Annotated in this window: 22 protein-coding genes; 17 read left to right on the top strand and 5 right to left on the bottom strand. The window is 72.0% G+C overall.

The window, feature by feature from the left end:
* Positions 1 to 15 precede the first annotated feature (15 nt).
* Genes OIE53_RS16120 through OIE53_RS16110 form a run of 3 tightly spaced genes read right to left on the bottom strand, consistent with a single transcriptional unit; the run spans position 16 to position 1,152 of the window.
* Complete coding sequence (locus OIE53_RS16120) at positions 16 to 432, bottom strand: PLD nuclease N-terminal domain-containing protein (protein ID WP_327022366.1); 417 nt, start codon at positions 430 to 432, stop codon at positions 16 to 18.
* A gap of 31 nt (positions 433 to 463) precedes the next feature.
* Complete coding sequence (locus tag OIE53_RS16115) at positions 464 to 766, bottom strand: DUF202 domain-containing protein (RefSeq protein WP_327022365.1); 303 nt, start codon at positions 764 to 766, stop codon at positions 464 to 466.
* Positions 763 to 1,152 carry a YidH family protein gene (locus tag OIE53_RS16110; protein WP_327022364.1) on the bottom strand — a complete coding sequence of 130 codons (390 nt, stop codon included), beginning with the start codon at positions 1,150 to 1,152 and terminating at the stop codon, positions 763 to 765. The genes OIE53_RS16115 and OIE53_RS16110 overlap by 4 nt, the downstream gene beginning before the upstream one ends.
* Before the next feature lie 41 nt (positions 1,153 to 1,193).
* On the opposite strand from OIE53_RS16110, the gene OIE53_RS16105 reads away from it, so the two are divergent.
* From OIE53_RS16105 to OIE53_RS16090, 4 genes are all read left to right on the top strand, one after another.
* The gene (locus OIE53_RS16105) at positions 1,194 to 1,991 is read left to right on the top strand and encodes a GNAT family N-acetyltransferase (RefSeq protein WP_327022363.1); all 798 of its coding nucleotides are present in this window, start codon (positions 1,194 to 1,196) and stop codon (positions 1,989 to 1,991) included.
* Positions 1,992 to 1,993: 2 nt separating this feature from the next.
* Positions 1,994 to 2,392, top strand: coding sequence for a hypothetical protein (locus OIE53_RS16100; protein ID WP_327022362.1), 399 nt, complete (start codon positions 1,994 to 1,996; stop codon positions 2,390 to 2,392).
* Between the two features lie 244 nt (positions 2,393 to 2,636).
* Positions 2,637 to 3,416: an electron transfer flavoprotein subunit beta/FixA family protein gene (locus OIE53_RS16095; RefSeq protein WP_327022361.1), complete on the top strand. Its 780-nt coding sequence runs from the start codon at positions 2,637 to 2,639 to the stop codon at positions 3,414 to 3,416.
* Between the two features lie 12 nt (positions 3,417 to 3,428).
* Positions 3,429 to 4,388, top strand: coding sequence for an electron transfer flavoprotein subunit alpha/FixB family protein (locus tag OIE53_RS16090; RefSeq protein ID WP_327022360.1), 960 nt, complete (start codon positions 3,429 to 3,431; stop codon positions 4,386 to 4,388).
* Between the two features lie 98 nt (positions 4,389 to 4,486).
* Here the strand turns inward: OIE53_RS16090 and OIE53_RS16085 are convergent, their stop codons facing one another.
* Together OIE53_RS16085 and OIE53_RS16080 are read right to left on the bottom strand one after the other, a co-directional pair.
* Positions 4,487 to 5,215 (bottom strand): anti-sigma factor, encoded by a 729-nt coding sequence (locus OIE53_RS16085; RefSeq protein WP_327022359.1) that lies wholly within the window; start codon positions 5,213 to 5,215, stop codon positions 4,487 to 4,489.
* Entirely contained in the window at positions 5,169 to 5,771 is a 603-nt protein-coding gene (locus OIE53_RS16080) for an RNA polymerase sigma factor (RefSeq protein ID WP_327022358.1), read from the bottom strand. The genes OIE53_RS16085 and OIE53_RS16080 overlap by 47 nt, the downstream gene beginning before the upstream one ends.
* Positions 5,772 to 6,028: 257 nt before the next feature.
* Between OIE53_RS16080 and OIE53_RS16075 the strand changes: the two genes are divergently transcribed.
* From OIE53_RS16075 to gatB, 13 genes are all read left to right on the top strand, one after another.
* Entirely contained in the window at positions 6,029 to 6,859 is an 831-nt protein-coding gene (locus OIE53_RS16075; protein ID WP_327022357.1) for a DUF4397 domain-containing protein, read from the top strand.
* On the top strand, positions 6,856 to 7,515 hold the full coding sequence (locus tag OIE53_RS16070; RefSeq protein ID WP_327022356.1) for a class F sortase: 660 nt from the start codon (positions 6,856 to 6,858) through the stop codon (positions 7,513 to 7,515). Before OIE53_RS16075 ends, OIE53_RS16070 begins: the two co-directional genes overlap by 4 nt.
* A gap of 61 nt (positions 7,516 to 7,576) precedes the next feature.
* Entirely contained in the window at positions 7,577 to 8,749 is a 1,173-nt protein-coding gene (locus OIE53_RS16065) for a cysteine desulfurase family protein (RefSeq protein ID WP_327022355.1), read from the top strand.
* Positions 8,750 to 8,876: 127 nt separating this feature from the next.
* Positions 8,877 to 9,950, top strand: a complete 1,074-nt coding sequence (mnmA, locus tag OIE53_RS16060) for a tRNA 2-thiouridine(34) synthase MnmA (RefSeq protein ID WP_327022354.1) — start codon at positions 8,877 to 8,879, stop codon at positions 9,948 to 9,950.
* Positions 9,951 to 10,064: 114 nt separating this feature from the next.
* Positions 10,065 to 11,099: a methionine synthase gene (locus OIE53_RS16055; protein ID WP_327022353.1), complete on the top strand. Its 1,035-nt coding sequence runs from the start codon at positions 10,065 to 10,067 to the stop codon at positions 11,097 to 11,099.
* Between the two features lie 35 nt (positions 11,100 to 11,134).
* Positions 11,135 to 11,503, top strand: coding sequence for a VOC family protein (locus tag OIE53_RS16050; RefSeq protein WP_327022352.1), 369 nt, complete (start codon positions 11,135 to 11,137; stop codon positions 11,501 to 11,503).
* Positions 11,504 to 11,551: 48 nt separating this feature from the next.
* Positions 11,552 to 12,553, top strand: coding sequence for an ADP-ribosylglycohydrolase family protein (locus tag OIE53_RS16045; protein WP_393337240.1), 1,002 nt, complete (start codon positions 11,552 to 11,554; stop codon positions 12,551 to 12,553).
* Positions 12,554 to 12,671: 118 nt separating this feature from the next.
* Complete coding sequence (gene ligA, locus OIE53_RS16040; RefSeq protein ID WP_327022350.1) at positions 12,672 to 14,807, top strand: NAD-dependent DNA ligase LigA; 2,136 nt, start codon at positions 12,672 to 12,674, stop codon at positions 14,805 to 14,807.
* A 146-nt stretch (positions 14,808 to 14,953) separates the two neighbouring features.
* On the top strand, positions 14,954 to 17,326 hold the full coding sequence (locus OIE53_RS16035; protein ID WP_327022349.1) for a putative bifunctional diguanylate cyclase/phosphodiesterase: 2,373 nt from the start codon (positions 14,954 to 14,956) through the stop codon (positions 17,324 to 17,326).
* Positions 17,327 to 17,502: 176 nt separating this feature from the next.
* The gene (gatC, locus tag OIE53_RS16030; protein WP_013732007.1) at positions 17,503 to 17,808 is read left to right on the top strand and encodes an Asp-tRNA(Asn)/Glu-tRNA(Gln) amidotransferase subunit GatC; all 306 of its coding nucleotides are present in this window, start codon (positions 17,503 to 17,505) and stop codon (positions 17,806 to 17,808) included.
* A 52-nt stretch (positions 17,809 to 17,860) separates the two neighbouring features.
* Complete coding sequence (gene gatA, locus OIE53_RS16025) at positions 17,861 to 19,336, top strand: Asp-tRNA(Asn)/Glu-tRNA(Gln) amidotransferase subunit GatA (protein ID WP_327022348.1); 1,476 nt, start codon at positions 17,861 to 17,863, stop codon at positions 19,334 to 19,336.
* 234 nt (positions 19,337 to 19,570) lie between these two features.
* Positions 19,571 to 20,701 (top strand): Ig domain-containing protein, encoded by a 1,131-nt coding sequence (locus OIE53_RS16020; protein WP_327022347.1) that lies wholly within the window; start codon positions 19,571 to 19,573, stop codon positions 20,699 to 20,701.
* A 150-nt stretch (positions 20,702 to 20,851) separates the two neighbouring features.
* Positions 20,852 to 22,351: an Asp-tRNA(Asn)/Glu-tRNA(Gln) amidotransferase subunit GatB gene (gatB, locus tag OIE53_RS16015; protein ID WP_327022346.1), complete on the top strand. Its 1,500-nt coding sequence runs from the start codon at positions 20,852 to 20,854 to the stop codon at positions 22,349 to 22,351.
* The last annotated feature ends 196 nt before the right edge of the window (positions 22,352 to 22,547 follow it).

Genomic DNA, 22,547 nt, shown 5'->3' with positions numbered 1-22,547 from the left:
GACCTGACCCGGGGGTCACACCTCGGGGCGGGGCTCCTCGCGGGGCGGGTCCCCCTCGCGGCGGCGCAGGTCGTCCTCGCGCTTGCGCAGGTCGTCCTCCCAGCGGCGGAAGAGTTCCTGGTCCTCCTGGCGCGAGCGCTCCTCGATCGAGCGCAGGAACTCGGGGTCGTCGTCCGGCGCGAGCGGCCGGGCCGGACGGCGTACCGGGGACTGGACTCCGCCCGAGAACATGCCCCCACCGGCGGCCTTGCGCTTGCGGCCGGCCAGGAACCAGGCGATCGAGCCGATCAGGGGGAAGAACAGGATCATCAGCACCCAGGCGATCCGGGGCAGATGACGAACGTCGTCCTCCTCGGCCGAGAGGCAACTGATCAGGGCGCAGACGGCGAGGACGACCTGTACCAGGAAGAGGAGGATATAGAGCCGGGCCATGCACCCATCATGTCCTACTCTCGGTCGATGCTCACACCCCGTACGCGACCAGCACGACCCCGATCAGGGCGAACCCGGTGATGCACAGCCCGACGGCACCGTAGGTACGACCGCCGGTGCGGGGCACCCCGGTGCCCACGGCCCGGCGCCAGCACAGCTTGATCGCGACGCCCCAGCAGAGGATGGCCAGGACGGCCAGCACCGCCCCGAACCGGTCGGCGAGCAGCGCCAGTCGGACGGTCAGGATCGCCACCACGGTCACCGCCAGCGCGGCACGCCGCCAGGCCAGCCGGGTCCGCTCGGGTTGAAGCCCCGGGTCGCGGGCGGCAGTCATCCGTCGATCGCCCCGGCCACGACCGCGACCACCAGCAGCAGCGCGCCGAGGCCCACCACGACGGCCAGCACCGCCGGGAAGCGGGAGGCCGGCAGCTCCTCGTCCAGCCGGATGGCCCGTTCCACCCGCGCCCAGTGGTCGATGGCGCGGATCGCCACCGCGCCGCCGAGCAGCAGCAGCGCCACGGAGATCGCCTCACGCAGGTGCCGGGGGGACAGGGTGGGCAGGAACTGGGCGGCGGCCAGGCCACCGGCGATCAGCGCCAACCCGGTACGCAGCCAGGCCAGGAAGGTCCGCTCGTTGGCCAGGGAGAAGCGGTAGTCGGGGGTGGTGCCGACCGAACGCATCTCCTGCGGGTCGAACCAGTTCCTGATCCTCTGCCACACGGTGGTGATTATCCGGCGTTAACTGGGCATAACCTGGAAACATGACGGATCTTGACGTGACGACTTTGCGCGCGGCGTACGACGCCCAGCTGCGGCCGGGCCTGCCCGACCCGGTCCCGGAGGGCGCGAGCATCGAGCCGGACGGTCCGTTGTTCCGGATCTGGGGTCTCGACTCTGGTGGTCTGGTGACCTACCGGGACCTCGGTGGGCTGGTCGACGCCGAACTCGACGCCCTGATCGCCCGTCAGGCGGCGGCGTCCCGGGAGCGGGGCGAGCCGGTGGAGTGGAAGCTGCACGGCCACGACGAGCCGGCGGACCTGCCGCAGCGGCTGCAAGCGGCCGGTTTCCTGCCGCAGGCCCAGGAGAGCGTCCTGGTCGGCCCGGTCGCGCCGCTGGCCTCCGCGCTGCCGGTGGTGCCCGAGGGGGTACGCCTGCGGGAGGTCACCACCGGGGCGGACCTGGACCGGATCGCGGCCCTGGAGACCGAGCTGTGGGGCCGTGACCTGGCCGGCCTAGCCGACGGGCTGGAACGCGAGATCGCCGCCGATCCGCAGGCGATCACCGTCGTGGTGGCCGAGGCCGGTGACACCCTGGTCAGCGCGGGCTGGGTCCGCTATCCCGCAGGCACGACCTTCGCCACCCTGTGGGGTGGGTCCACCCGGCCGCAGTGGCGTCGGCAGGGCATCTACCGGGCGCTGGTCACCTACCGGGCCCGGCTGGCCGGCCAACGGGACCGGACCCTGTTGCAGGTCGATGCCGCCGAGGAGAGTCGTGCGCTGCTGGAGAGTCTCGGTCTCGTCCCGGTCACCAGCACCACCCCCTACGTCTACACTCCGTGATCATGGAGCGTCGACTGACGGACGAGGAGATGTCGACCCTCAAGACGGGGGCCTTCGGGGCGGTGTTCCTGGTGTCCGACGCCGACCCGGGGGTGCTGGCGCTGTTCCGGGAGAGCTTCGCCGCCTCCGCGGCCATCGTCAACGCCAGCGGGGTGGTCGAGACGGCCCTGAGCAGCGGGCCCCTGCCTAAGCTGCCCCGCCGCTCGGCGGCGGAAATCGAGGGGGTCGTGCTGCCCGCCCTGCGGGAGGCGGTCCGGATCCTGGCGGAGAAGTCGCCGGAGGATGTCGCGGTCTACCGCTCGGTGGTGCTGGCCGCCGCCGATCGGACGGCGCGGGCCCACAACGGGATCAGTGCGGCGGAGGCGCAGGTCATCGAGCGGATCGCCGAGGCGCTGGCCTGACCGCGCCGGCACCCTCCGGCCGTCGGCGCGTGCCGGTTGGCCGCAGGTGGCCCCGAGCGGGGAGAATGCCGGTGAGCTGAGTCACTCGGGGCGCGTCCGGAAGGTAAGCTACTGGCAGGTAACATTGCCGCGTGGGCAACTGCACCGCAGCCTGAAGTTGACCTAACGGTGGCTAAGGAGCAAGGCTGCGCCCAGCACAGGGCAAGTGATCACACCACCACAGCAGGAGGGTCGTCGAAGCGCGATGAATATCGTCGTACTCGTCAAGCAGGTGCCTGATTCGGGCGCGGACCGCAACCTGCGTCCTGACGACAACACAGTCGACCGCGGTTCGGCGAACAACGTCATCAACGAGATGGACGAATACGCCATCGAAGAGGCGTTGAAGATCAAGGAAGCGCACGGCGGCGAGGTGACCATCCTGACCATGGGTCCGGACCGGGCGACCGAGTCGATCCGTAAGGCGCTGTCGATGGGCCCGGACAAGGCGGTGCACGTGGTGGACGACGCCCTGCACGGGTCGTGCGCCGTGGCCACCTCCAAGGTGCTCGCCGCCGCCCTCGGTCAGCTCAACGCCGACCTGGTGCTCTGCGGGTCGGAGTCGACCGACGGCCGGGTGCAGGTGATGCCGCACATGCTGGCCGAGCGGCTCGGGGTGGCGGCCCTGACCGGGGCCCGCAAGCTCACCGTCGAGGGCGCCACCCTGACGGTGGAGCGGCAGACCGAGGAGGGCTACGAGGTGGTCACCGCCTCGACCCCGGCCATCGTGTCGGTCTGGGACACCATCAACGAGCCCCGGTACCCGTCCTTCAAGGGCATCATGGCCGCCAAGAAGAAGCCGGTGCAGACCCTGTCCCTGGCCGACCTGGGGGTGGCCGCGGACGAGGTCGGCCTCGCCGGGGCGACCAGCGTGGTCGTCGAGCACAGCAAGCGTCCGCCGCGCTCCGGTGGCGCGAAGGTCACCGACGAGGGTTCCGGCGGCGTGCAGCTGGTCGAGTTCCTCGCCACCGAGAAGTTCGTGTGAGGGGTGTGGGACATGTCTGAGGTTCTCGTCGTCGTCGAAGCCACTGGCGAGTTCGGCGTCAAGAAGGTCACCCTGGAAATGCTCACCCTGGCCCGTGAGCTGGGCAGCCCCTCGGCCGTGGTGCTCGGTGGCACCGGTGCCGCCGAGGCGCTGTCGGCCAAGCTGGGCGAGTACGGCGCGGAGAAGATCTACGCCGCCGAGGGTGAGCAGATCGACGGTTACCTGGTGGCCCCGAAAGCCACCGTGGTCGCCGATCTGGTCAAGCGGGTACAGCCGGCCGCCGTCCTGCTCGCCTCCTCCCAGGAGGGCAAGGAGATCGCCGCCCGACTGGCGGTCAAGCTGGACAACGGCATCCTGACCGACGTGGTCGCCCTGGCCGCCGACGGCACCGCCACCCAGGTGGCCTTCGCCGGCTCCACCATCGTCACCGCCAAGGTGACCCGGGGCCTGCCGCTGGTCACCGTCCGGCCGAACTCGGTGACCCCGACCCCGGCCGCCGCCACCCCGGCGGTCGAGCAGCTCACCGTCGCCGTCAGCGACACCGACAAGCTGGCCAAGGTGGTCGACCGGGTGGCCGAGCAGAAGGGCTCCCGGCCCGAGCTCACCGAGGCCGGCGTGGTCGTGGCCGGTGGCCGTGGGGTCGGCAACGCGGACAACTTCAAGCTGGTCGAGGAGATCGCCGACCTGCTCGGCGGCGCCGTCGGCGCCTCCCGGGCGGCGGTGGACTCCGGCTTCTACCCCCACCAGTACCAGATCGGGCAGACCGGCAAGACGGTCTCCCCGCAGCTGTACATCGCGCTGGGCATCTCCGGTGCGATCCAGCACCGGGCCGGTATGCAGACCTCGAAGACCATCGTCGCGGTCAACAAGGACGGCGAGGCGCCGATCTTCGAGCTGGCCGACTTCGGTGTGGTCGGTGACCTGTTCAAGGTGGTCCCGCAGGCCGCCGAGGAGATCCGCAAGCGCAAGTGAGCCGTACCGCGACAGCCGCCGCCCGGAATCCCGGACGGCGGCTGTCGCGTGAACAAGGGAGCTGATCGGCGGGCCGGGGAGCTGAACCGGCCCGCCGATCAGCCCGTCAGAGCGCCCCTCAACAGGCTGTCGCCGGAGTGGGCGGTGTCGTTGTCGAACTGCTCGGCGGAGACGTCCACGACAGAGTATTGCCGCAGGTCCACGTTCGGCGGCAGCGGCAGCAGCACCTCAGAGCCAGTGCCCAGCACCCCGACCGAGAACATCTCCATGTTCTGCGGGTTGATCAGCCACACCTCGTAATACCCCGGTACGGGCGGGAGATTCGCCACGTGCAGGTGCAGTTCTCCGCTGCCGAGCACCCGGGCGTCACCCCGGGCCTGTGGCGGGGTCGAGCCGTACGCGGCCAGTTGGGCACTGGCCGTCACGGACGGCTGCGGCGGAGTGCCCTCCCGCAGCACCGCAGCCGTGCCGACCACCCCCAGGGCGGCGGCGGCAACCGCGGTGACCGCGTACCGGACCCAACGGCGGGGCCGGCGGGACACCGGCGGTACGGCCGGGTCCGGGTGATCCTCCGGCCGTGGCCGGGTCAGGGTGGGCAGCTGTTGGGCCGCCGCGATCTCGGCGGTGATGTTCTGCCAGAGGTGCTCCGGCGGATCGGGCAGGTCGCGCAGGGACTGGGTGGCCTTGCCCAGGCCGGCGACCTCGCGCAGACCCGCCAACTCGGTGCGGCAGTGCGAGCAGGCGTCCAGATGGCTGCGGTCGGCATTGTCCGCCTCGGTCTCACCGAGCGCCAGAAATATCAGCCGGTCGTGCTCCAGATGCTGCACCGTCCACCTCCCATCTGCGCTTGAGACTCGCCATGCCCCGCCGGATGTGACTCTTCACCGTGCCCAGCGGCACTCCGGTGACCGCCGCGATCTGCTGGTGGGTCAGATCGTCGAAGAAGGCCAATTCCAACATCCGTCGCTGCTCGTCCGGCAGCCGCGCCAACTCCTCGGCCACCACCAGCCGGTCGACCACGGTGTCCGGGTCGTCGCCAGGGGGCACCGGTTCGGGCAGTTGGCGTACGGTCTCGACCACCCGGTTCTCCCGGGCGAAGGAGCGCAGCCGGTCGATCACCTTGCGTCGGCCGATCCCCAGCAGCCAGCCGACCAGCGACCCCTTGGTCGGATCGAAGGTGTCCCGGCCCAGCCAGGCGGCGACGAAGGTGGCCTGGGTCGCGTCCTCCGCGTCGCTGCGGTTGATCAGGGTGCTGGTGGCCAGGTGGAGCACGGCCCGTCCGTAGCGGTCGTACGCCTCGCGTAGCGCCCGCTCGTCACCGGCCCGGAAGCGTCGGGCCAACTCGTCGTCGGAGGTCTCCGGCTCCTGCCGGATCTCCGTCACGAGACGGCTCGCCTGGTTGGAGGCATACCCGACTGTAGCGCGCACCGGTGCCGTCCTCTCTGTCCGTCCGACGTGGCCTGGCGATCCGTTCGCCCCAGGGGCTCCTCGACCTCTCTTCGTCCGGGCGGTGCTGGTCGGATGCGCTTTCGGCGAAGAAAAGAAAGTCGCCTCCGGCCGCATCCGGATGGCGTGGACCCGGCGTAACTCGGGGTGCACAGCAAGCCTGACGAACCAGTACGAAACAGCAGGAGGCAGACATGCAGTTCGCGTACCTTCGCCGGGTCGCCGCGGGTGGCGCGGTCGCCGCGCTGACCTTCGTCGGCGCCGGCCTCGCGACGGCGACCCCGGCCTACGCCGCCGACTCGAAGGTCTCCGTCGTGCACGGGATCCCGGACACCCCGGTCGACGTCTACGTCAACGGGGAGAAGACCCTGGAGAACTTCAAGCCCGGCGACGTGGCCGGCCCGCTGGACCTGCCGGAGGGGTCGTACGACATCGCCCTGACCAAGCCCGGTGAGCCCATCGGACAGGCGATCCTGACCGCGGACGACGCCGAGGTGCCCGGCGGGGCGAACATCAGCATCGCCGCCCACCTGAACGCCGAGGGGGAGCCCACCATCACCCCCTTCGTCAACGACACCGCCAAGGTCGACGCCGGCAAGGCCCGGCTGATCGTCCGGCACACCGCCGCCGCCCCGGGGGTGGACGTACGGGCCGGTGGCAGCCCGGTCTTCGAGGGGCTGACCAATCCGAACGAGGCCAAGGCCGATGTGGACGCCGGCAGTGTCTCCGCCGACGTGGTGCTCGCCGGCACCGACACGGTGGTGATCGGGCCGGCCGATCTGAACCTGCGCGAGGGCACGGCCACGGTCGTCTACGCCATCGGCTCCGCGGAGGCGGAGAACCTGACCGTGGTGGCGCAGACCATCACCGGCCTGCACTCGGCCCCCTCCGGGGTGCCCAGCGGCACCGGCGGCCAGGCCGACACCGGCCTGGGATCGTGGTGGTACGCCCTGGCGGGCACCGGGCTCCTGCTGCTGGTAGCCGGTGGGGCGCGGGTGGCCGTACTCCGGTCGGGTCGCCGGTGACCGTGGTCAACCGTGGGGCGCTGGCGGCGGTGGCCGCCGGCGCCGCCGCGCTGACCGTGGCGGCCGTGCTGGCCGTGCTGTCCCGACCGGACGGGCCGGTCGGCGCCGAGCAGGCCGCGGCCCTGGCCGACCCGACCCCCTCGGCCGCCCGGTCGTCGACCGGTGGCCCCCCGGTGGTCCCGGGGGCCCTGCCGGACGATCCCGCGGTGGTGCCCCCGGTCCGCCTGCGGATCCCGGCGATCGAGGTCACCGCCCGGGTCAACCCCGTAGGGGTCGACAAGGGCACCGGGGAGTTCGACGTGCCGCCCAGTGTCGACCGGGTCGGCTGGTACCGCTACGGACCCGGGTTGGCGGCCGAGACCGGTTCGGTGGTGATCGCCGGGCATGTCGACAGCGCCGAGCAGGGCCGGGGGGCCTTCTACCGACTGCGCGACCTGGCACCGGGCGACACCCTGACGGCCACCGGTGAGGACGGGATCGAGCGGACCTACCGGGTGGTGGCCCGGGAGGAGTACGACAAGACGAAGATCCCGCTGGAGCGTTACTTCGCCCGCGACGGTCGGCCCCGCCTGACCCTGATCACCTGCGGCGGGCCCTTCGACGCCGAGGCCCGCCGGTACCGCGACAACATCGTGGTGACCGCGGTGCCGGTCTGATGTCCAGGTCGGGTCATCCAGCCTGCGGTCGGGGCGCACCCGGTCGTTAGGCTGAGTCGTGATGGCTTACCTGGATCATGCTGCGACGACCCCGGTGCTCCCCGAGGCACTTGAGGCGTACGTCGCGGCCGCCCGCGAGGTCGGCAACGCGTCCTCACTGCACGCCTCCGGTCGGCGTGCCCGGCGGCAGGTGGAGGAGTCGCGGGAGCGGGTGGCCGCCGCACTGGGTGCCCGGCCCTCCGAGGTGATCTTCACCGGTGGCGGTACGGAGAGCGACAACCTGGCGGTCAAGGGCATCTTCTGGGCCCGCCGGGACGCCGACCCGGCCCGCCGCCGGGTGGTCTCCAGCGCGGTCGAGCACCACGCCGTACTGGACGCGGTGGACTGGCTGGGCCGACACGAGCAGGCACAGTTGGGGTTGCTGCCGGTCGACGAGGTCGGCCGGCTGCACCCCGACGCGTTGCGCGCGGAGCTGGCCGAGCACGGCGACCAGGTGGCCCTGATCACCGCGATGTGGGCGAACAACGAGGTCGGTACGGTGCAGCGGATCAGCGAGCTGGCCGCCGTGGCGACGGAGTTCGGGGTGCCGATCCACACGGACGCGATCCAGGCGGTCGGCCAGATACCGGTCGACTTCGCCGCCAGCGGGGTCGCCGCCCTCACCGTGACCGGGCACAAGCTGGGCGGCCCGGTCGGGGTGGGTGCCCTGCTGCTGGCCCGGGAGGTGGCCGCCGTCCCCCTGCTGCACGGGGGTGGGCAGGAACGGGACGTACGCTCCGGCACCCTGGACACCGCCGGCATCGTCGCCTTCGCCGTCGCGGTCGAGGCCGCCGTCAAGGGCCAGCAGGAGTACGCCGTCCGGGTGGCCGCCCTCCGCGACGACCTGGTGCGGCGGGTCCGGCAGGCGGTGCCCGAGGTGGTCTACAACGGCGACCCGGCCGACCGGCTGCCCGGCAACGCGCACTTCTCCTTCCCCGGCTGTGAGGGGGACGCCCTGCTGCTGCTGCTGGACGCCCAGGGCATCTACTGCTCGACCGGTTCGGCCTGCTCGGCGGGGGTGGCCCAGCCCTCGCACGTGCTGCTGGCGATGGGCGCGGACGACGACCGGGCCCGCTCCTCGCTGCGCTTCTCCCTCGGCCACACCAGCACCTCCGCCGACGTGGACGCCCTGATCGCCGCGCTGCCCGGTGCGGTCGAACGGGCCCGCCGCGCCGCCCAACGCAGCCCCCGCTGACGGCGAAGGAAGGGCCCCTTCTTAACGCCTGCGGTAGAGCAGGGGCCCCCGGTTAACACCTGCCCCACCGAGCGCCGACCGGCGCCGGGGCGGGGGATAGGCTCGACGGGAAGGGAGCGTGGTCCGGGTGAGGGTGTTGGCGGCGATGTCCGGCGGCGTGGATTCCGCCGTGGCGGCGGCGCGGGCGGTGCAGGCCGGTCACGACGTCACCGGCGTACACCTGGCTCTGGCGCGCAACCCGCAGACCTACCGCACCGGCGCCCGGGGCTGCTGCACCCTGGAGGACTCCCGGGACGCCCGGCGCGCGGCCGACGTGCTCGGCATCCCGTTCTACGTGTGGGACATGGCCGACCGCTTCCACGCCGACGTGGTCGACGACTTCGTCGCCGAGTACGCGGCCGGGCGTACCCCCAATCCCTGCCTGCGCTGCAACGAGAAGATCAAGTTCGCCGCGGTGCTGGACCGGGCGGTAGCCCTGGGGTTCGACGCGGTGGTCACCGGCCATCACGCCCGGCTGGGTCCGGACGGTCTGCTGCGCCGCAGTGTCGACCTGGCCAAGGACCAGTCCTACGTGCTGGCCGTGCTCACCCGGGAGCAGTTGGACCGGTCGATGTTCCCGCTCGGCGACTCGACCAAGGCCCAGGTGCGGCAGGAGGCCGCCGACCGTGGTCTGGCCGTCGCCGACAAGCCGGATTCGCACGACATCTGCTTCATCGCCGACGGCGACACCCGGGGTTTCCTGGCCCAGCGGCTCGGCGAGTCGCCCGGCGACGTGGTCGACGCCACCACCGGCTCCGTGGTCGGCCGGCACACCGGGGCGTACGCGTACACCGTCGGGCAGCGGCGTGGTCTGCACCTGGACCGGCCGGCCCCGGACGGTCGGCCCCGGTACGTGCTCTCCATCACCCCCAAGACCAACACGGTGACGGTGGGCCCGGCCGAGGCCTTGGAGGTGTCCACCGTCTCCGCCACCCGTCCGGTCTGGACCGGCGGCCCGATTCCGGATCAGCCGATCGAGTGCGAGGTGCAGTTGCGGGCGCACGGTGACGTCGTACCTGCCGCCGTCACGGTCGACGGCGACCGGCTGCGTGCCGACCTGCGTCGTCCGCTGCGGGGGGTGGCGGCCGGTCAGGCCATCGTCGCCTACCGCCCGGACCGGGCCGGGGACATCGTCCTGGGCTCGGCCACCATCACCGACTGATCGCCCACCCCTGGCGCTAGCCCGGCTGCCTGGCCGGGGCCGAGGGGTCCGGTGCCGGGCCGGGGGAGCGGTGGTTGGGGCGGGTCGGGGTACGCCAGCGGGTAGGGTGCTGCCGTGACTGATCGGGATTGGCCCTGGCCGGTGGGCGCGGCGACCGGGATCGGGTCGCTGCCCGGCACTGACATCGCCGAGGCACAGCGGATCGTGCTCGGTGAACTTCCCGCCCTGCCACATCTGCCCGAGTTGCCGGCCCGGGGGCCGGGCGCCGACCTGATCGGGCGCACCGCCGGCCTGCTGGCCGAATTGCCGGTGGAGCTGTACGCCGCCCGCTGGCGAATCGCCTCCCGCCCCGGCAAGGACCTGCGCCGGGCCCGTGACCTGATGGAACGGGACCTGGACCAGTTGGCCGAGCAGGCCGAGGAGTACGCCGGCACGATCAAGATCCAGGCGGGCGGTCCACTGACCCTGGCCGCCTCCCTGGAGTTGCCGATCGGCGGCCGGATGCTGCGCGACCCCGGTGCGGTACGCGATCTCGCCGGTTCCCTGGCCGAAGGGCTGCGCAATCACGTCGAGGCGGTGGCCCGCCGGGTGCCCAGGGCCAGGGTGCTGCTCCAGTTGGACGAGCCATCGTTGCCGACCGTGCTGGCCGGTCGGGTACCTACCGAGAGTGGCCTCGGTACCTACCGGGTCATGGAGTCGGAGGTGGCCCGGGCCCTGCTGGGCGGGGTGATCGAGGCGGCGGGGGTACCGACCGTGGTGCACTGCTGCGCCCCGGAGGTGCCGCTGGAGTTGATCCGGTCCGCCGGTGCGGTCGGGGTGGCCCTCAACCTGAGCCTGGTGACCGACCTGGACCCGTTGGGTGAGGCGCTGGACGCCGGCCTGGGCCTGCTGGCCGGGGCCGCCCCGAGCGCGCCGCCCTCATCGCCGTCCGGCGCTGCGGCGGCGTCCCCGACAGGTGGGGCGCCGACCTCGGCCCAGGTGGCCGATCGGGTACGCGGACTCTGGGACCGCCTGGGCTTCCCCCGGGCCCACCTCGCCGAGCAGGTGGTGGTCACTCCCACCTGCGGGCTGGCCGGGGCGACCCCGGCGTACCTCCGGGGGGTCCTGGCCGCCTGCCGGGACGCGGGTCGTCGGCTCGCCGAGGTGTGAGTTTCCTGTCGTACCCGGTGGGCAGGATGACCGACATGATTGGACGACTACGCTCCACGGTCATCGACTGCCCCGACCCTCGGGCCCTGGCGGGCTTCTACGCAGAGCTGCTAGGCCTGCCGCTGGTGGAGGACGACTCCGAGGGCAACGACTGGGTGGTGCTCGGGGGTCCACCCGGCCATCAGCCCCGGTTGGCCTTCCAACGGGCACCGGATCTGCGTCCGCCGGCCTGGCCCGATCCGGACCGCCCCCAACAGCTCCATCTGGATGTGACGGTCGAGGACATCGAGACCGCGGAGCAGGCGGTGCTGGCGCTGGGCGCCCGGCGACTGCCCGGTGGGGGTGAGGGGTTCCGGGTCTACGCCGACCCGTTCGGGCATCCCTTCTGTCTCTGCTGGCCCTGACCGCCTCCGGCGGGCCGGGGCTTGCCGACTGACGGCATGATCTTCTCCATGACCACCGCCGTGTCACATCGAGTCGCCGGTTCGCTCTTCGGGCTCGCCTACGGCGACGCCCTGGGCAAGCCCACCGAGTTCCTCAGCGTCGCCGAGATCGAGAATCGGTACGGGCCGACCGGCCCTAGGGACCTGGTCGGCGACCCCGCGCTGGTCACCGACGACACCCAGATGGCGCTGGCGGTGGCCTGGGCGCTGCACGACGCCCCGGAGTTCACCCCCGAGGCGGTGCAGCCCCTGCTGCGGCAACGCTTCCTGACCTGGGCCGGCAGCCCGGACAACAACCGGGCACCGGGAATGACCTGCCTGCGGGCCTGTGCCGAGCTGTCCCGGGGACTGCCCTGGCAGCAGGCCACCGTGATCGACTCCAAGGGCTGCGGGGCCAACATGCGGGTGACCCCGGTCGGGCTGCTGGACATCGACCCGGACACCCTGGCCGGGCTGGCCCAACTCCAGGCCGGCCTGACCCACGGTCACCCGACCGGCCTGGCCGCCAGCGAGCTGACCGCGTACGCCGTCTGGTTGTTGCGGGCCGGGGTGGCCCTGGCGGAGCTGCCCGGTCTGCTCACCGAGCGGGTGGACGAGCAGCGGAAGGTCTATCGGGACGACTGGCTCGGCGACCTGTGGCGGCGAGCCGGGGCCGCGACGGCGCAGGAGTTCATCGCGGCCGGTTGGGACGAATGCGGTGCCGCGCTGGGTCGGCTGGACGCGGCCCTGTCCGCACCGGACGAGGGTGGCGACCCGTGCCGGCTGACCGGTGCGGGGTGGATCGCGGAGGAGGCCCTGGCCACCGCCCTCTACTGCGCCCTGCGGCACGCCGAGGACCCGGTCGGCGCCCTGGCCCGGGGTGCCCGGACCGCCGGTGACTCCGATTCCATCGCCGCGCTCGCCGGTGCCTTCGTGGGCGCGGCCCAGGGCATGGCCGCCTGGCCGACCCGGTGGGCCGAGCAAATCGAGTACGCCGACCAGCTGGCCGCCCTCTCCGCCGACCGCGACTGAACGGTTGGGGCCCGGCGTAACGGCTGGTGGCCGCCCTGGTGGGCCGGGTTGTCCGACCCGGGGACTACGGTTCGGAGGTAGCACGATCACGGGAGGTCCGGTGGCCGGAGGCGGCAGCGTGTCCGAAGAAGCGAGCGGTCAGCAGGTCAGCGCGGCGCAGGAGGCGGCGGCGGGAGCCGAGCCGACCCCACAGGCGCGGGAACGTCACGCCACCCTGAGTCAGGAGCTGACCGAGCATCAGTACCGCTACTACGTGCTCGACTCGCCGACCGTCTCCGACGCGGAGTTCGACCGGCAACTGCGTGAGCTGACCGCCCTGGAGGAGGAGTTCCCGGCCCTGCGTACGCCGGACTCGCCGACCCAGCGGGTAGGTGGCACCTTTTCCACGGACTTCACCCCGGTGGACCACGCCGAGCGGATGATGTCGCTGGACAATGCCTTCGCCGACGAGGAACTGGCCGCCTGGGCGGAGCGGGTGGAGCGGGACGCCGGTGGGCCGGTGCCCTACCTGTGCGAGCTGAAGGTCGACGGGCTGGCGATCAACCTGACCTACCAGGGGGGCCGGCTGATCCGGGCGGCCACCCGGGGGGACGGGCGCACCGGCGAGGACGTCACCGCCAACGTACGCAGCATCCGGGACGTGCCCAGCCGGCTGACCGACTCGGAGCAGTACGGCCCGGTCCCCGAGTTCATCGAGGTGCGAGGCGAGATCTACTTCCCGGTCGAGGCCTTCGCCGACCTCAACGCCGGCCTGGTCGAGCAGGGCAAGGCGCCCTTCGCCAACCCCCGCAACGCGGCCGCCGGCAGCCTGCGGCAGAAGGACCCGCGGATCACCGCCTCCCGGCCGTTGCGGCTGGTGGTGCACGGCATCGGGGCCCGGCGTGGTTTCCAGCCGAGCACCCAGTCCGAGTCGTACTCGGCGTTGAAGGCGTGGGGGCTGCCGACCAGTGACCGCTGGCGGGTGCTGCCGGATCTGGCCGGGGTCCGCGACTACATCGCCCACTACGCCGCGCACCGGCACGACGTCGAGCACGAGATCGACGGGGTGGTCGTGAAGGTCGACCCGGTGCCGATCCAGGGACGACTGGGCTCGACCAGCCGGGCACCCCGTTGGGCGATCGCCTTCAAGTACCCCCCGGAGGAGGTCAACACCAAGCTCCTCGACATCGAGGTAGAGGTCGGCCGTACCGGGCGGGCCACCCCCCGGGCCGTGCTGCAACCGGTGAAGGTGGCCGGCTCCACAGTGACGTACGCGACCCTGCACAACGCCCGCGAGGTGCAGCGCAAGGGGGTGCTGATCGGCGACACGGTGGTGATCCGCAAGGCCGGCGACGTGATCCCGGAGGTGCTGGGCCCGGTGGTCGATCTGCGCCCGCCGGACGCCCGGCCCTTCGTCATGCCCACCACCTGCCCGGCCTGCGGCACCCCGCTGGCCCCGGCCAAGGAGGGCGACGTCGACATCCGCTGCCCGAATGCCCGCAGCTGCCCGGCGCAGCTGCGGGAGCGGGTGTTCCACCTGGCCGGGCGCGGCGCCTTCGACATCGAGGCGCTCGGCTACAAGAGCGGGGCCGCCCTGCTCGACGCGCAGATCATCACCGACGAGGGGGACCTGTTCTCCCTGGACGCGGAGCAGTTGGCCCGTTCGCCCTTCTTCGTCAACAAGGACGGCAGCCTGGGCACCAACGCCACGAAGCTGCTCGACAACCTGGCCGTGGCCAGGGAACGTGACCTGTGGCGGGTGCTGGTGGCGCTCTCCATCCGGCATGTCGGGCCGACGGCCGCACAGGCCCTGGCCCGGCACTTCCGCTCGATCGAGGCGATCGACGCCGCCTCCGAGGAGGAACTCTCCTCCGTCGACGGGGTGGGTCCGACCATCGCGGCGAGCATCCGGGAGTGGTTCGCCGTCGACTGGCACCGCGAGGTGGTCCGCAAATGGGCCGAGGCCGGGGTACGGATGGCCGAGGAGGCCGTGGCGGAGGGGCCCCGCCCCCTGGAGGGGACCACCGTGGTGGTCACCGGCACCCTCAGCGGATACTCCCGCGATCAGGCCGCCGAGGCGATCCAGTCCCGGGGCGGCAAGGTCTCCGGCTCGGTCTCCAAGAAGACCGGCTTCGTGGTCGTCGGGGACAATCCCGGGTCCAAGGCGGACAAGGCGGCGACCCTCAAGGTGCCGATCCTCGACGAGGAGGGTTTCCAGGTCCTGCTCGATGCAGGGGTCGAGGCGGCCCGCGAGGTGGCACGAATCGACGCCTGACCCCTTCGGGGCACTCGCGAAGGATACCAACTTAATCACGACTACGCCCGATTCGTGACTGTCGTGGCGGGGAAACCGGCACCGGGGGCGTTTCATTGGGTCACGGCACGTGAGAGCACGTGCCGGGTTCCGTACCGGGAGGTGTGATGGAGCCGCCCGACCCGCGCAACCTGGTCCCGCCCGAACGGGCGGCGCAGTTCACCGCCTTCGTGGCCGGTGTGCTCGCGGTGGCCGTGCTGGTCTCGGCCGGCCCCCTGGTGTCACTGGGCACGTCGGTGTCCACGTTGCCGGTGGCCTTCTGGACGATGGCGGTGCTCGCGGTGGCCTGCGACGCGCGCCCGTTCGTCGCGCCCGGGCGGCGGCAGTCCTCCGCGGTCTACCCCTCCAGCTGCTTCACCTTCGCCATCCTGCTCGGCTGGGGGCTCGGGCCTGCGGTCGCCGTGCAGGCGGTGGCCGTGCTGGTCTCCGGGGTCCGGTCGGGTCACGCCCCCTGGCGTACCGCCTTCAACGCCGCCCAGTACGCCTGCTCCCTGGCCGCCGCGTACGCCATCAGTCGGCTGGCGCCCGGCGCGGCCTTCGACGGCGGGCCCCTGACCTGGGCGGACGTCGCGGCGATCGGCGGCGCCGGGGTGGCCTGGTTCCTGGTCAACTACGGGCTGGTCACCGCCGCCGTCCGGCTGCGTTTCGGCGAGCGGTGGTGGCCGAACGCCTGGCGGGGGCTGCCCTTCGAGTTGCTCTCCACCGGTTCCCTGCTGCTGCTGGCGCCGATCCTGGTGACCGCGGCCCGGGCCAGCGCGGCCCTGGTCCCGCTGGTGCTGGTGCCGCTGTTCGCGGTGTACCGGATGGCGCGGCTCACCGTGGAGCAGCGTCAACTGGCCGCGCTCGACCCGCTGACCGGGCTCCCCAACCGCAAGGCCCTGCTGGCCGAGGTCAACGAGCAGGTGCACCGGCACGCCGAGCGCGCCGCGCGGGGGGAGCCGGACGCCCAGCTGGCCCTGCTGCTGATCGACCTGGACCGCTTCAAGAACGTCAACGACGCCCTGGGACACGCCGTGGGGGACCGGCTGCTGGTCGAGGTTAGTGCCCGGCTGACCGAGGTGGTCGAACCGCCCGGCCTGGTCGCCCGGCTGGGCGGCGACGAGTTCGCCATCGTGATGACCGGGCTGACCGAGGTAGGGCAGGCCCGGGCCTTCGCCGACCAGGTGGTGCAGGTGCTGGCCGAGCCGGTGCAGTTGGACGGGTTGCCGCTGGATGTCGGAGGCTCCATCGGCATCGCCCTCTATCCCGACCACGGCGAGGACTTCGCCACCCTGATGCGGCACGCCGACGTGGCGATGTATGACGCCAAGCACCGCAACGACACCGTGGCCGTCTACACCCCGGAGTCCGACCACAACTCGGCCGAGCGGCTGAGCCTCCTGGCCGACCTGCGTCGGGTGCTGGAGGCGGGACCGACCGGACAGCCCCCGCCGGCCACCTCCCCGGTACGCGGCGGGGACGGCGCCACCCTGCCGGTGGCCGGGGCGGCCGGTGGGCGTACCGGCCAGCGGTGGTGGCCCCGGCGTCGCCGTCGGCTGCCCACCGAGGTCCACCACGACGAGCTGATCAACCACATCGTGACGGCCGCGGACCCGATCCTGCGGCGCAGCACCCAGCCCACCCCACCGGCATCGGACGGCGAACCGGTGTGGGTCGGACCGACCCCCTCCGAGGAGCCGCCGGAGCCGGCTTCGGAGGTGGGCGAGATCATGCTCTATTACCAGCCGCAGATCGAGATCGCCACCGGCGCGGTGGTCGGGGTGGAGGCGCTGCTGCGGTGGCGCCACCCCCGCCGGGGCATGGTCGACCCGGAGGAACTGATCCGGGTGGCCGAGCAGAGCGCGGTGATGCGGTTGCTGACCCGCCGGGTCGTCGACGACGTGGTGGAGCAGCTCGCCAAATGGTCCTCGGCCGGGGTCGGGCTGCGGGCCGCCCTCAACGTCAGCGTGCGGGACCTGCACACCGGTGAGATCGCCGAGCAGATAGCCGACCGGCTGACCCGCTACGGGGTGGCCCCCGAGCGACTGCAACTGGAGATCACCGAAGGCGCCCTGATGGCCGATCCCCGTCGGGTGCTGACCACCATCACCCGGCTGCACCGGATCGGGGTGGGCATCGCCCTGGACGACTTCGGCACCGGCTACTCGTCCCTGCAACACCTGCGTCGGCTACCCCTGTCGGAGGTGAAGGTCGACCGGTCCTTCGTCCTGGGCATGGTCGAGGACAGCGACGACGCGGCGATCGTACGGTCGACCATCGAACTGGCCAAGGCGCTCGGGCTGCGGGTGGTGGCCGAGGGGGTGGAGGACGAGCGGACCTGGCGGATGCTGCACGCGGCCGGCTGCGACGCCGCCCAGGGCTGGTTCTACGCCCGGCCGATGCCGGCCGAGGAACTGGTCGCCTGGCTGGCCCGCTACCGTCCGGTCCGCCCCCTGGCCACCTCCGAGGAGGCCGAGCTGCCCCGGCGGCACCCCCGCTGACCCGCCCGGCCCGGCGGGCGGGAGGCCAGGGCAGGCGATCGGGTGTGTGAACCGGGGGCCGGGGAGCCCCCAGCGGTCGGCCGGGCACGGAACAATAGACTCGCTGGACGTCACCACGGGTCGCAGGACCGGGTGGGCGTTAGGCAGACGCAGGGACAGCCACGAAGGGGGCACTGATGGCCGCCATCTCCCGCGAGGAGGTCGCGCACCTGGCGCGACTGTCGCGGCTCGCCGTGACGGAGGAGGAACTCGACACCTTCGCCGGCCAGCTCGACGTGATCCTCCAGGCGGTAGCCCAGGTGGGCGAGGTCGCCGCCGCCGACATCCCGCCCACCTCGCACTCGGTGCCGCTGACCAACGTGTTCCGCGAGGACGTGGTGACGCCGTGCCTGACCCCGCAGGAGGCGCTGTCGGGCGCACCGGACGCGGAGGAGCAGCGGTTCCGCGTACCGCGGATCCTGGACGAGGATGTGGCATCGTGAGCGAGCGGATCAACGTGCTCGGTGACGGCACGGGTCGAAGCGGAGTGGCGGCATGAGTGACCTGACGAAGTTGAGCGCCGTCGAGATCGCCGGCCTGGTGGCCTCGGGGCAGACCTCCGCGGTCGAGGTGACCCAGGCGCACCTGGACCGGATCGCCGCAGTCGACGGGCGGGTCAACGCCTTCCTGCATGTCGACACCGAGGGCGCTCTGGCCGCCGCCCGGCAGGTGGACGCCCAGCGGGCCGAGGGCGCGCAGTTGGGCCCGCTGGCCGGGGTGCCGGTGGCGGTCAAGGACGTGCTGACCACCAAGGGAGTGCCGACCACGGTCGGCTCGAAGATCCTCGAGGGCTGGCGTCCGCCGTACGACTCGACGATCGTGCAGCGGCTGCGGGCCGCCGGCACGGTGATGCTCGGCAAGACCAACATGGACGAGTTCGCGATGGGCTCCTCCACGGAATACTCCGCGTACGGACCGACCCGCAACCCCTGGGACACCGACCGCATCCCGGGTGGTTCCGGTGGGGGCAGCGCCGCCGCCCTGGCCGCGTACGAGGCACCCCTGGCGATCGGCTCGGACACCGGCGGCTCGATCCGCCAGCCGGGTGCGGTCACCGGCACCGTCGGCGCCAAGCCGACCTACGGCGGCACCTCCCGCTACGGCCTGGTGGCCTTCTCCTCCTCGCTGGACACCCCCGGCCCCTGCGCGCGTACGGTGCTGGACGCCGCGCTGCTGCACGAGGCCATCGGCGGGCACGACCCCCGCGACTCGACCTCCATCGCCGCGCCGGTGCCGGACGTGGTGGCGGCGGCGAAGCTCGGTGCCACCGGCGACCTGACCGGGGTACGGCTGGGCATCGTCACCGAGTTCGCCGGTGAGGGGGCCGAGCCGGGGGTGATGGCCGCCTTCCACGAGGCGGTCGACACCCTGACCAAGCTCGGTGCGGAGATCGTCGAGGTCTCCTGCCCGCACTTCAAGTACGCCCTGCCGGCGTACTACCTGATCGCCCCGAGCGAGTGCTCCTCCAACCTGGCCCGCTTCGACGGGGTCCGGTTCGGGCTGCGGGTCGGCGACGACGGCAACCGGTCGCTGGAGGAGGTCATGTCGCTGACCCGGGAGGCCGGCTTCGGCCCCGAGGTCAAGCGACGGATCATGATCGGCACGTACGCCCTCTCCTCGGGCTACTACGACGCCTACTACGGGCAGGCCCAGAAGGTCCGTACCCTGATCACCCGGGACTTCACGGCCGCCTTCGAGCAGGTCGACGCGCTGATCTCGCCGACCACCCCGTTCGTGGCCTTCCCGCTGGGTGCCCGCACCTCCGACCCGTACCAGATGTACCTGGCCGACCTGTACACCATCCCGACCAACCTGTACGGCGGGCCGGGCATCTCGGTGCCGTGTGGTCTGGCCGACGGGCTGCCGGTGGGTCTCCAGGTGATGGCCCCGACCATGGCCGACGACCGGATGTACCGGGTGGCTGCCGCGCTGGAGAGCGCCGTCGGCACCCTCACCCCGCCGGCCCTGTGACCGAAGGTGCGCGGGCGGTCGACCGCCCGCGCACCTCATCGCCGTACGCACGCCTGTGGTCATCACGACCGCACCGGGCGCGGTCGTTGTGGAATCGACACCCTGGCCACCGCGTGGATGATTGCTCAGCGTCACGCTTGCTGATTGGATTGGTACGAGTCTGCCGGACTCTGGTCGCCGGCCAGACCCGAGCCGTTCTGATCGACGAGTCGTTCTGACCGACCTGGATGTGCGATGAAGACACTGCGCCCGGTCATGGCCCTGACGATGGTGGTCGCCCTGCTGCTGGTCGGCGCTCCACCGGCCGCAGCGGCGACCGTCACCATCACCTCCGGCGCGCCCCAATCGCCGAGGTATCTGGGCCAGACGTACGCGGTCCACACGGTCGAGGCCACCGGTGGTACGGCCCCGTACGCGTTGTCGGTGAGTGCGGGGAGTCTGCCGCCGGGCATGCTCGTGGTCGGCAACTCCCTGGGCGGCTCGCCGACCACGGCCGGCAGCTACACCTTCACCCTGCGGATGACGGACGCGGAGGGTGAGTTCGCCGAGCAGACCGCGACCATCGAGGTACGCGAACCGCAGATCGACATCACCTCGGGTGCGCCCCGGTCGCCGAGGTATCTGGGTCGGACGTACGCGATCCACACGGTCGAGGCCACCGGTGGTACGGCGCCGTATGCGTTGTCGGTGAGTGGGAGTCTGCCGCCGGGCATGTTGGTGGTCGGCAACTCCCTGGGCGGCTCGCCGAACACGGCCGGCACCTACCGCGCCACCCTGCGGATGACCGACAAGAACGGCTTCTTCGGCGAGCAGGACATCACCATCGTCGTGGCTCAGGCGGCGACCGCCTTCACCTCCGGCAACCCGCCCTCCGGCACGGTGGGCCAGCCGTACTCCTTCCCGTTCACCGCCGAGGGCGACGAGAACATCACCTTCTCCCTGGCCGCCGGTGACCTGCCGAACGGGCTGACCCTGGCCACCAACGGCCTGCTCAGCGGCACCCCCAGCAGCGTCGGCACCTTCGACTTCATGGTCCGGGCGGCCGGCGCACAGACCAGCGCCACCACCGAGGTGGCCATGGTCGTCGTCGCGAGGTCGACCCCCACGGCCACCCCTACCGGTCCGACGGCCACCCCTACCGGTCCCACCGTCACCCCCTCTCCGGTCGACCCCACCGCCACCCCGTCCGAGAGTCCGGCGGCACCAGTTCCCTCGCCGTCGAAGACCAGTGGGGCCTGGCTGCCGGTCACCGGATCGAACTCGACGATCGTGCTGCTGCTGCTGAGCGTCCTGGCCTTCTCCATCGGCGGGATCCTGCTGGTGTTGACCGTCAACCACCGTCGACGCTTCAGCGCACCCGAGTGACCCCCCGCCTGGGCCCGCCGCAATGGCACCCCGCCTAGGCCCGCAGGAGTGATGCCCGGCCGAGGCGGGCCAGGTGGAACGGTTAGGCTTGGCGGCGTTGTGTCCGGATGCCGCCGTGGGCCGGCTACCGCCTGCAAAGCTGGAGTTCTCATGACCACGACGCTGCCCGCGTACGACGAGGTCGTCGCGCGATACGAGCCGGTGATCGGCCTGGAGACCCACGTCGAGCTGGGCACGAACACCAAGATGTGGTGCGGCTGCCCGACCGACTTCGGCGGCGAGCCGAACACCCGGGTCTGCCCGGTCTGCCTGGGCCTGCCCGGCTCCCTGCCGGTGGCCAACAAGGCCGCCATCGAGGCGACCATCCGGATCGGCCTGGCGCTGAACTGCTCGATTGCGCAGTGGTGCCGGTTCGCCCGGAAGAACTACTTCTACCCGGACATGCCGAAGAACTTCCAGATCAGCCAGTACGACGAGCCCCTCTGCTTCGACGGCTACCTGGACGTCGAGGTCAACGGCGAGCTGGTGCGCATCGGCATCGAGCGGGTGCACCTGGAGGAGGACACCGGCAAGACGCTGCACGTCGGCGGCGCCACCGGCCGCATCCACGGCGCCACCGAGTCCCTCGTCGACTACAACCGGGCCGGCATCCCCCTGGTCGAGATCGTCACCAAGCCGATCCCCGGCACCGGTGCCCTCGCCCCCGAGGTGGCCCGCGCGTACGTCGCCGAGCTGCGTGACGTGATCCGCTCCCTGGGGGTCTCCGACGTCCGCATGGAGGAAGGTTCGCTGCGGTGTGATGTCAACACCTCGCTGAACCTGCCCGGCGAGGAGTGGGGCACCCGTACCGAGACCAAGAACGTCAACTCGCTGCGCTCGGTCGAGCGGGCGGTCCGCTCGGAGATGCTGCGCCAGGCCTCCGTACTGGATGCCGGCGGTCGGATCACCCAGGAGACCCGGCACTTCCACGAGGACACCGGGGACACCACCCCGGGCCGGTCCAAGGAGACCGCCACCGACTACCGCTACTTCCCGGAGCCGGACCTGGTCCCCATCGCCCCCGACCCGGCCTGGGTGGCCGAGCTGAAGGCCGCCCTGCCGGAGCTGCCCCGGCTGCACCGCCGTCGCCTCCAGGAGGCGTGGGGCCTGTCGGACACGGACATGCAGTCGGTGCTCAACGCCGGTGCGGTCGAGCTGATCGAGCAGACGGTCGCCGCCGGTGCCTCCCCGGCCGCCGCCCGCAAGTGGTGGCTGGGTGAGCTGTCCCGGCGGGCCAACGAGACCGGTGTGGAACTGGCCGACATCGGGGCCACCCCGGCGCAGGTCGCCGAGCTGCAGAGCCTGGTCGACGCCGGCAAGCTCAACGACAAGCTGGCCCGTGCCGTGCTGGAAGGCGTGGTCGCCGGTGAGGGATCGCCCACCGAGATCATGACCGCCCGGAGCCTGGAGGTCGTCTCCGACACCAGCGCCCTCACCGCCGCCGTGGACGAGGCGATCGCCGCCAACCCCGACATCGCCGACAAGATCCGCAGCGGCAAGGTAGCCGCCGCCGGAGCCCTGGTAGGCGCCGTAATGAAGACCACCCGAGGCCAAGCCGACGCCAAAACCGTCCGCGACCTGATCCTCACCCGCCTAACCCCCACCCCCTAACCCCCACCCCCACCCCCACCCCCACCCCCTAACCCCCACCCCACCCCCACCCCCACCCCCGTCTCGCCCCGTTGATCATGAGGTTGGCGGCACCTTGGAGATCAACGGCTGCCGCCAACCTCATGATCAACGGGGGCAGATGGGGGAGTGGGGGAGAGGGGAGAGGGGGGAGGGGGTGGGTCCTGTAGGGCGTCAA

Source organism: Micromonospora sp. NBC_01739 (genome assembly GCF_035920385.1).
GTDB lineage: Bacteria > Actinomycetota > Actinomycetes > Mycobacteriales > Micromonosporaceae > Micromonospora.
The sequence above is the reverse complement of the archived record's forward strand: the minus strand, read 5'-3'. Positions and strand labels throughout refer to the sequence as shown.

Bases quoted from the DNA above. Each gene is read 5' to 3' on its own strand.
- OIE53_RS16035 (WP_327022349.1), top strand. From the start codon at position 14,954: ATGGAGCCGCCCGACCCGCGCAACCTGGTCCCGCCCGAACGGGCGGCG.
- gatA (WP_327022348.1), top strand. From the start codon at position 17,861: ATGAGTGACCTGACGAAGTTGAGCGCCGTCGAGATCGCCGGCCTGGTG.
- OIE53_RS16105 (WP_327022363.1), top strand. From the start codon at position 1,194: ATGACGGATCTTGACGTGACGACTTTGCGCGCGGCGTACGACGCCCAG.
- gatB (WP_327022346.1), top strand. From the start codon at position 20,852: ATGACCACGACGCTGCCCGCGTACGACGAGGTCGTCGCGCGATACGAG.
- OIE53_RS16065 (WP_327022355.1), top strand. From the start codon at position 7,577: ATGGCTTACCTGGATCATGCTGCGACGACCCCGGTGCTCCCCGAGGCA.
- OIE53_RS16090 (WP_327022360.1), top strand. From the start codon at position 3,429: ATGTCTGAGGTTCTCGTCGTCGTCGAAGCCACTGGCGAGTTCGGCGTC.
- OIE53_RS16075 (WP_327022357.1), top strand. From the start codon at position 6,029: ATGCAGTTCGCGTACCTTCGCCGGGTCGCCGCGGGTGGCGCGGTCGCC.
- gatC (WP_013732007.1), top strand. From the start codon at position 17,503: ATGGCCGCCATCTCCCGCGAGGAGGTCGCGCACCTGGCGCGACTGTCG.
- OIE53_RS16100 (WP_327022362.1), top strand. From the start codon at position 1,994: ATGGAGCGTCGACTGACGGACGAGGAGATGTCGACCCTCAAGACGGGG.
- OIE53_RS16115 (WP_327022365.1), bottom strand. From the start codon at position 766: ATGACTGCCGCCCGCGACCCGGGGCTTCAACCCGAGCGGACCCGGCTG.
- OIE53_RS16120 (WP_327022366.1), bottom strand. From the start codon at position 432: ATGGCCCGGCTCTATATCCTCCTCTTCCTGGTACAGGTCGTCCTCGCC.
- OIE53_RS16095 (WP_327022361.1), top strand. From the start codon at position 2,637: ATGAATATCGTCGTACTCGTCAAGCAGGTGCCTGATTCGGGCGCGGAC.
- OIE53_RS16045 (WP_393337240.1), top strand. From the start codon at position 11,552: ATGACCACCGCCGTGTCACATCGAGTCGCCGGTTCGCTCTTCGGGCTC.
- OIE53_RS16020 (WP_327022347.1), top strand. From the start codon at position 19,571: ATGAAGACACTGCGCCCGGTCATGGCCCTGACGATGGTGGTCGCCCTG.
- OIE53_RS16050 (WP_327022352.1), top strand. From the start codon at position 11,135: ATGATTGGACGACTACGCTCCACGGTCATCGACTGCCCCGACCCTCGG.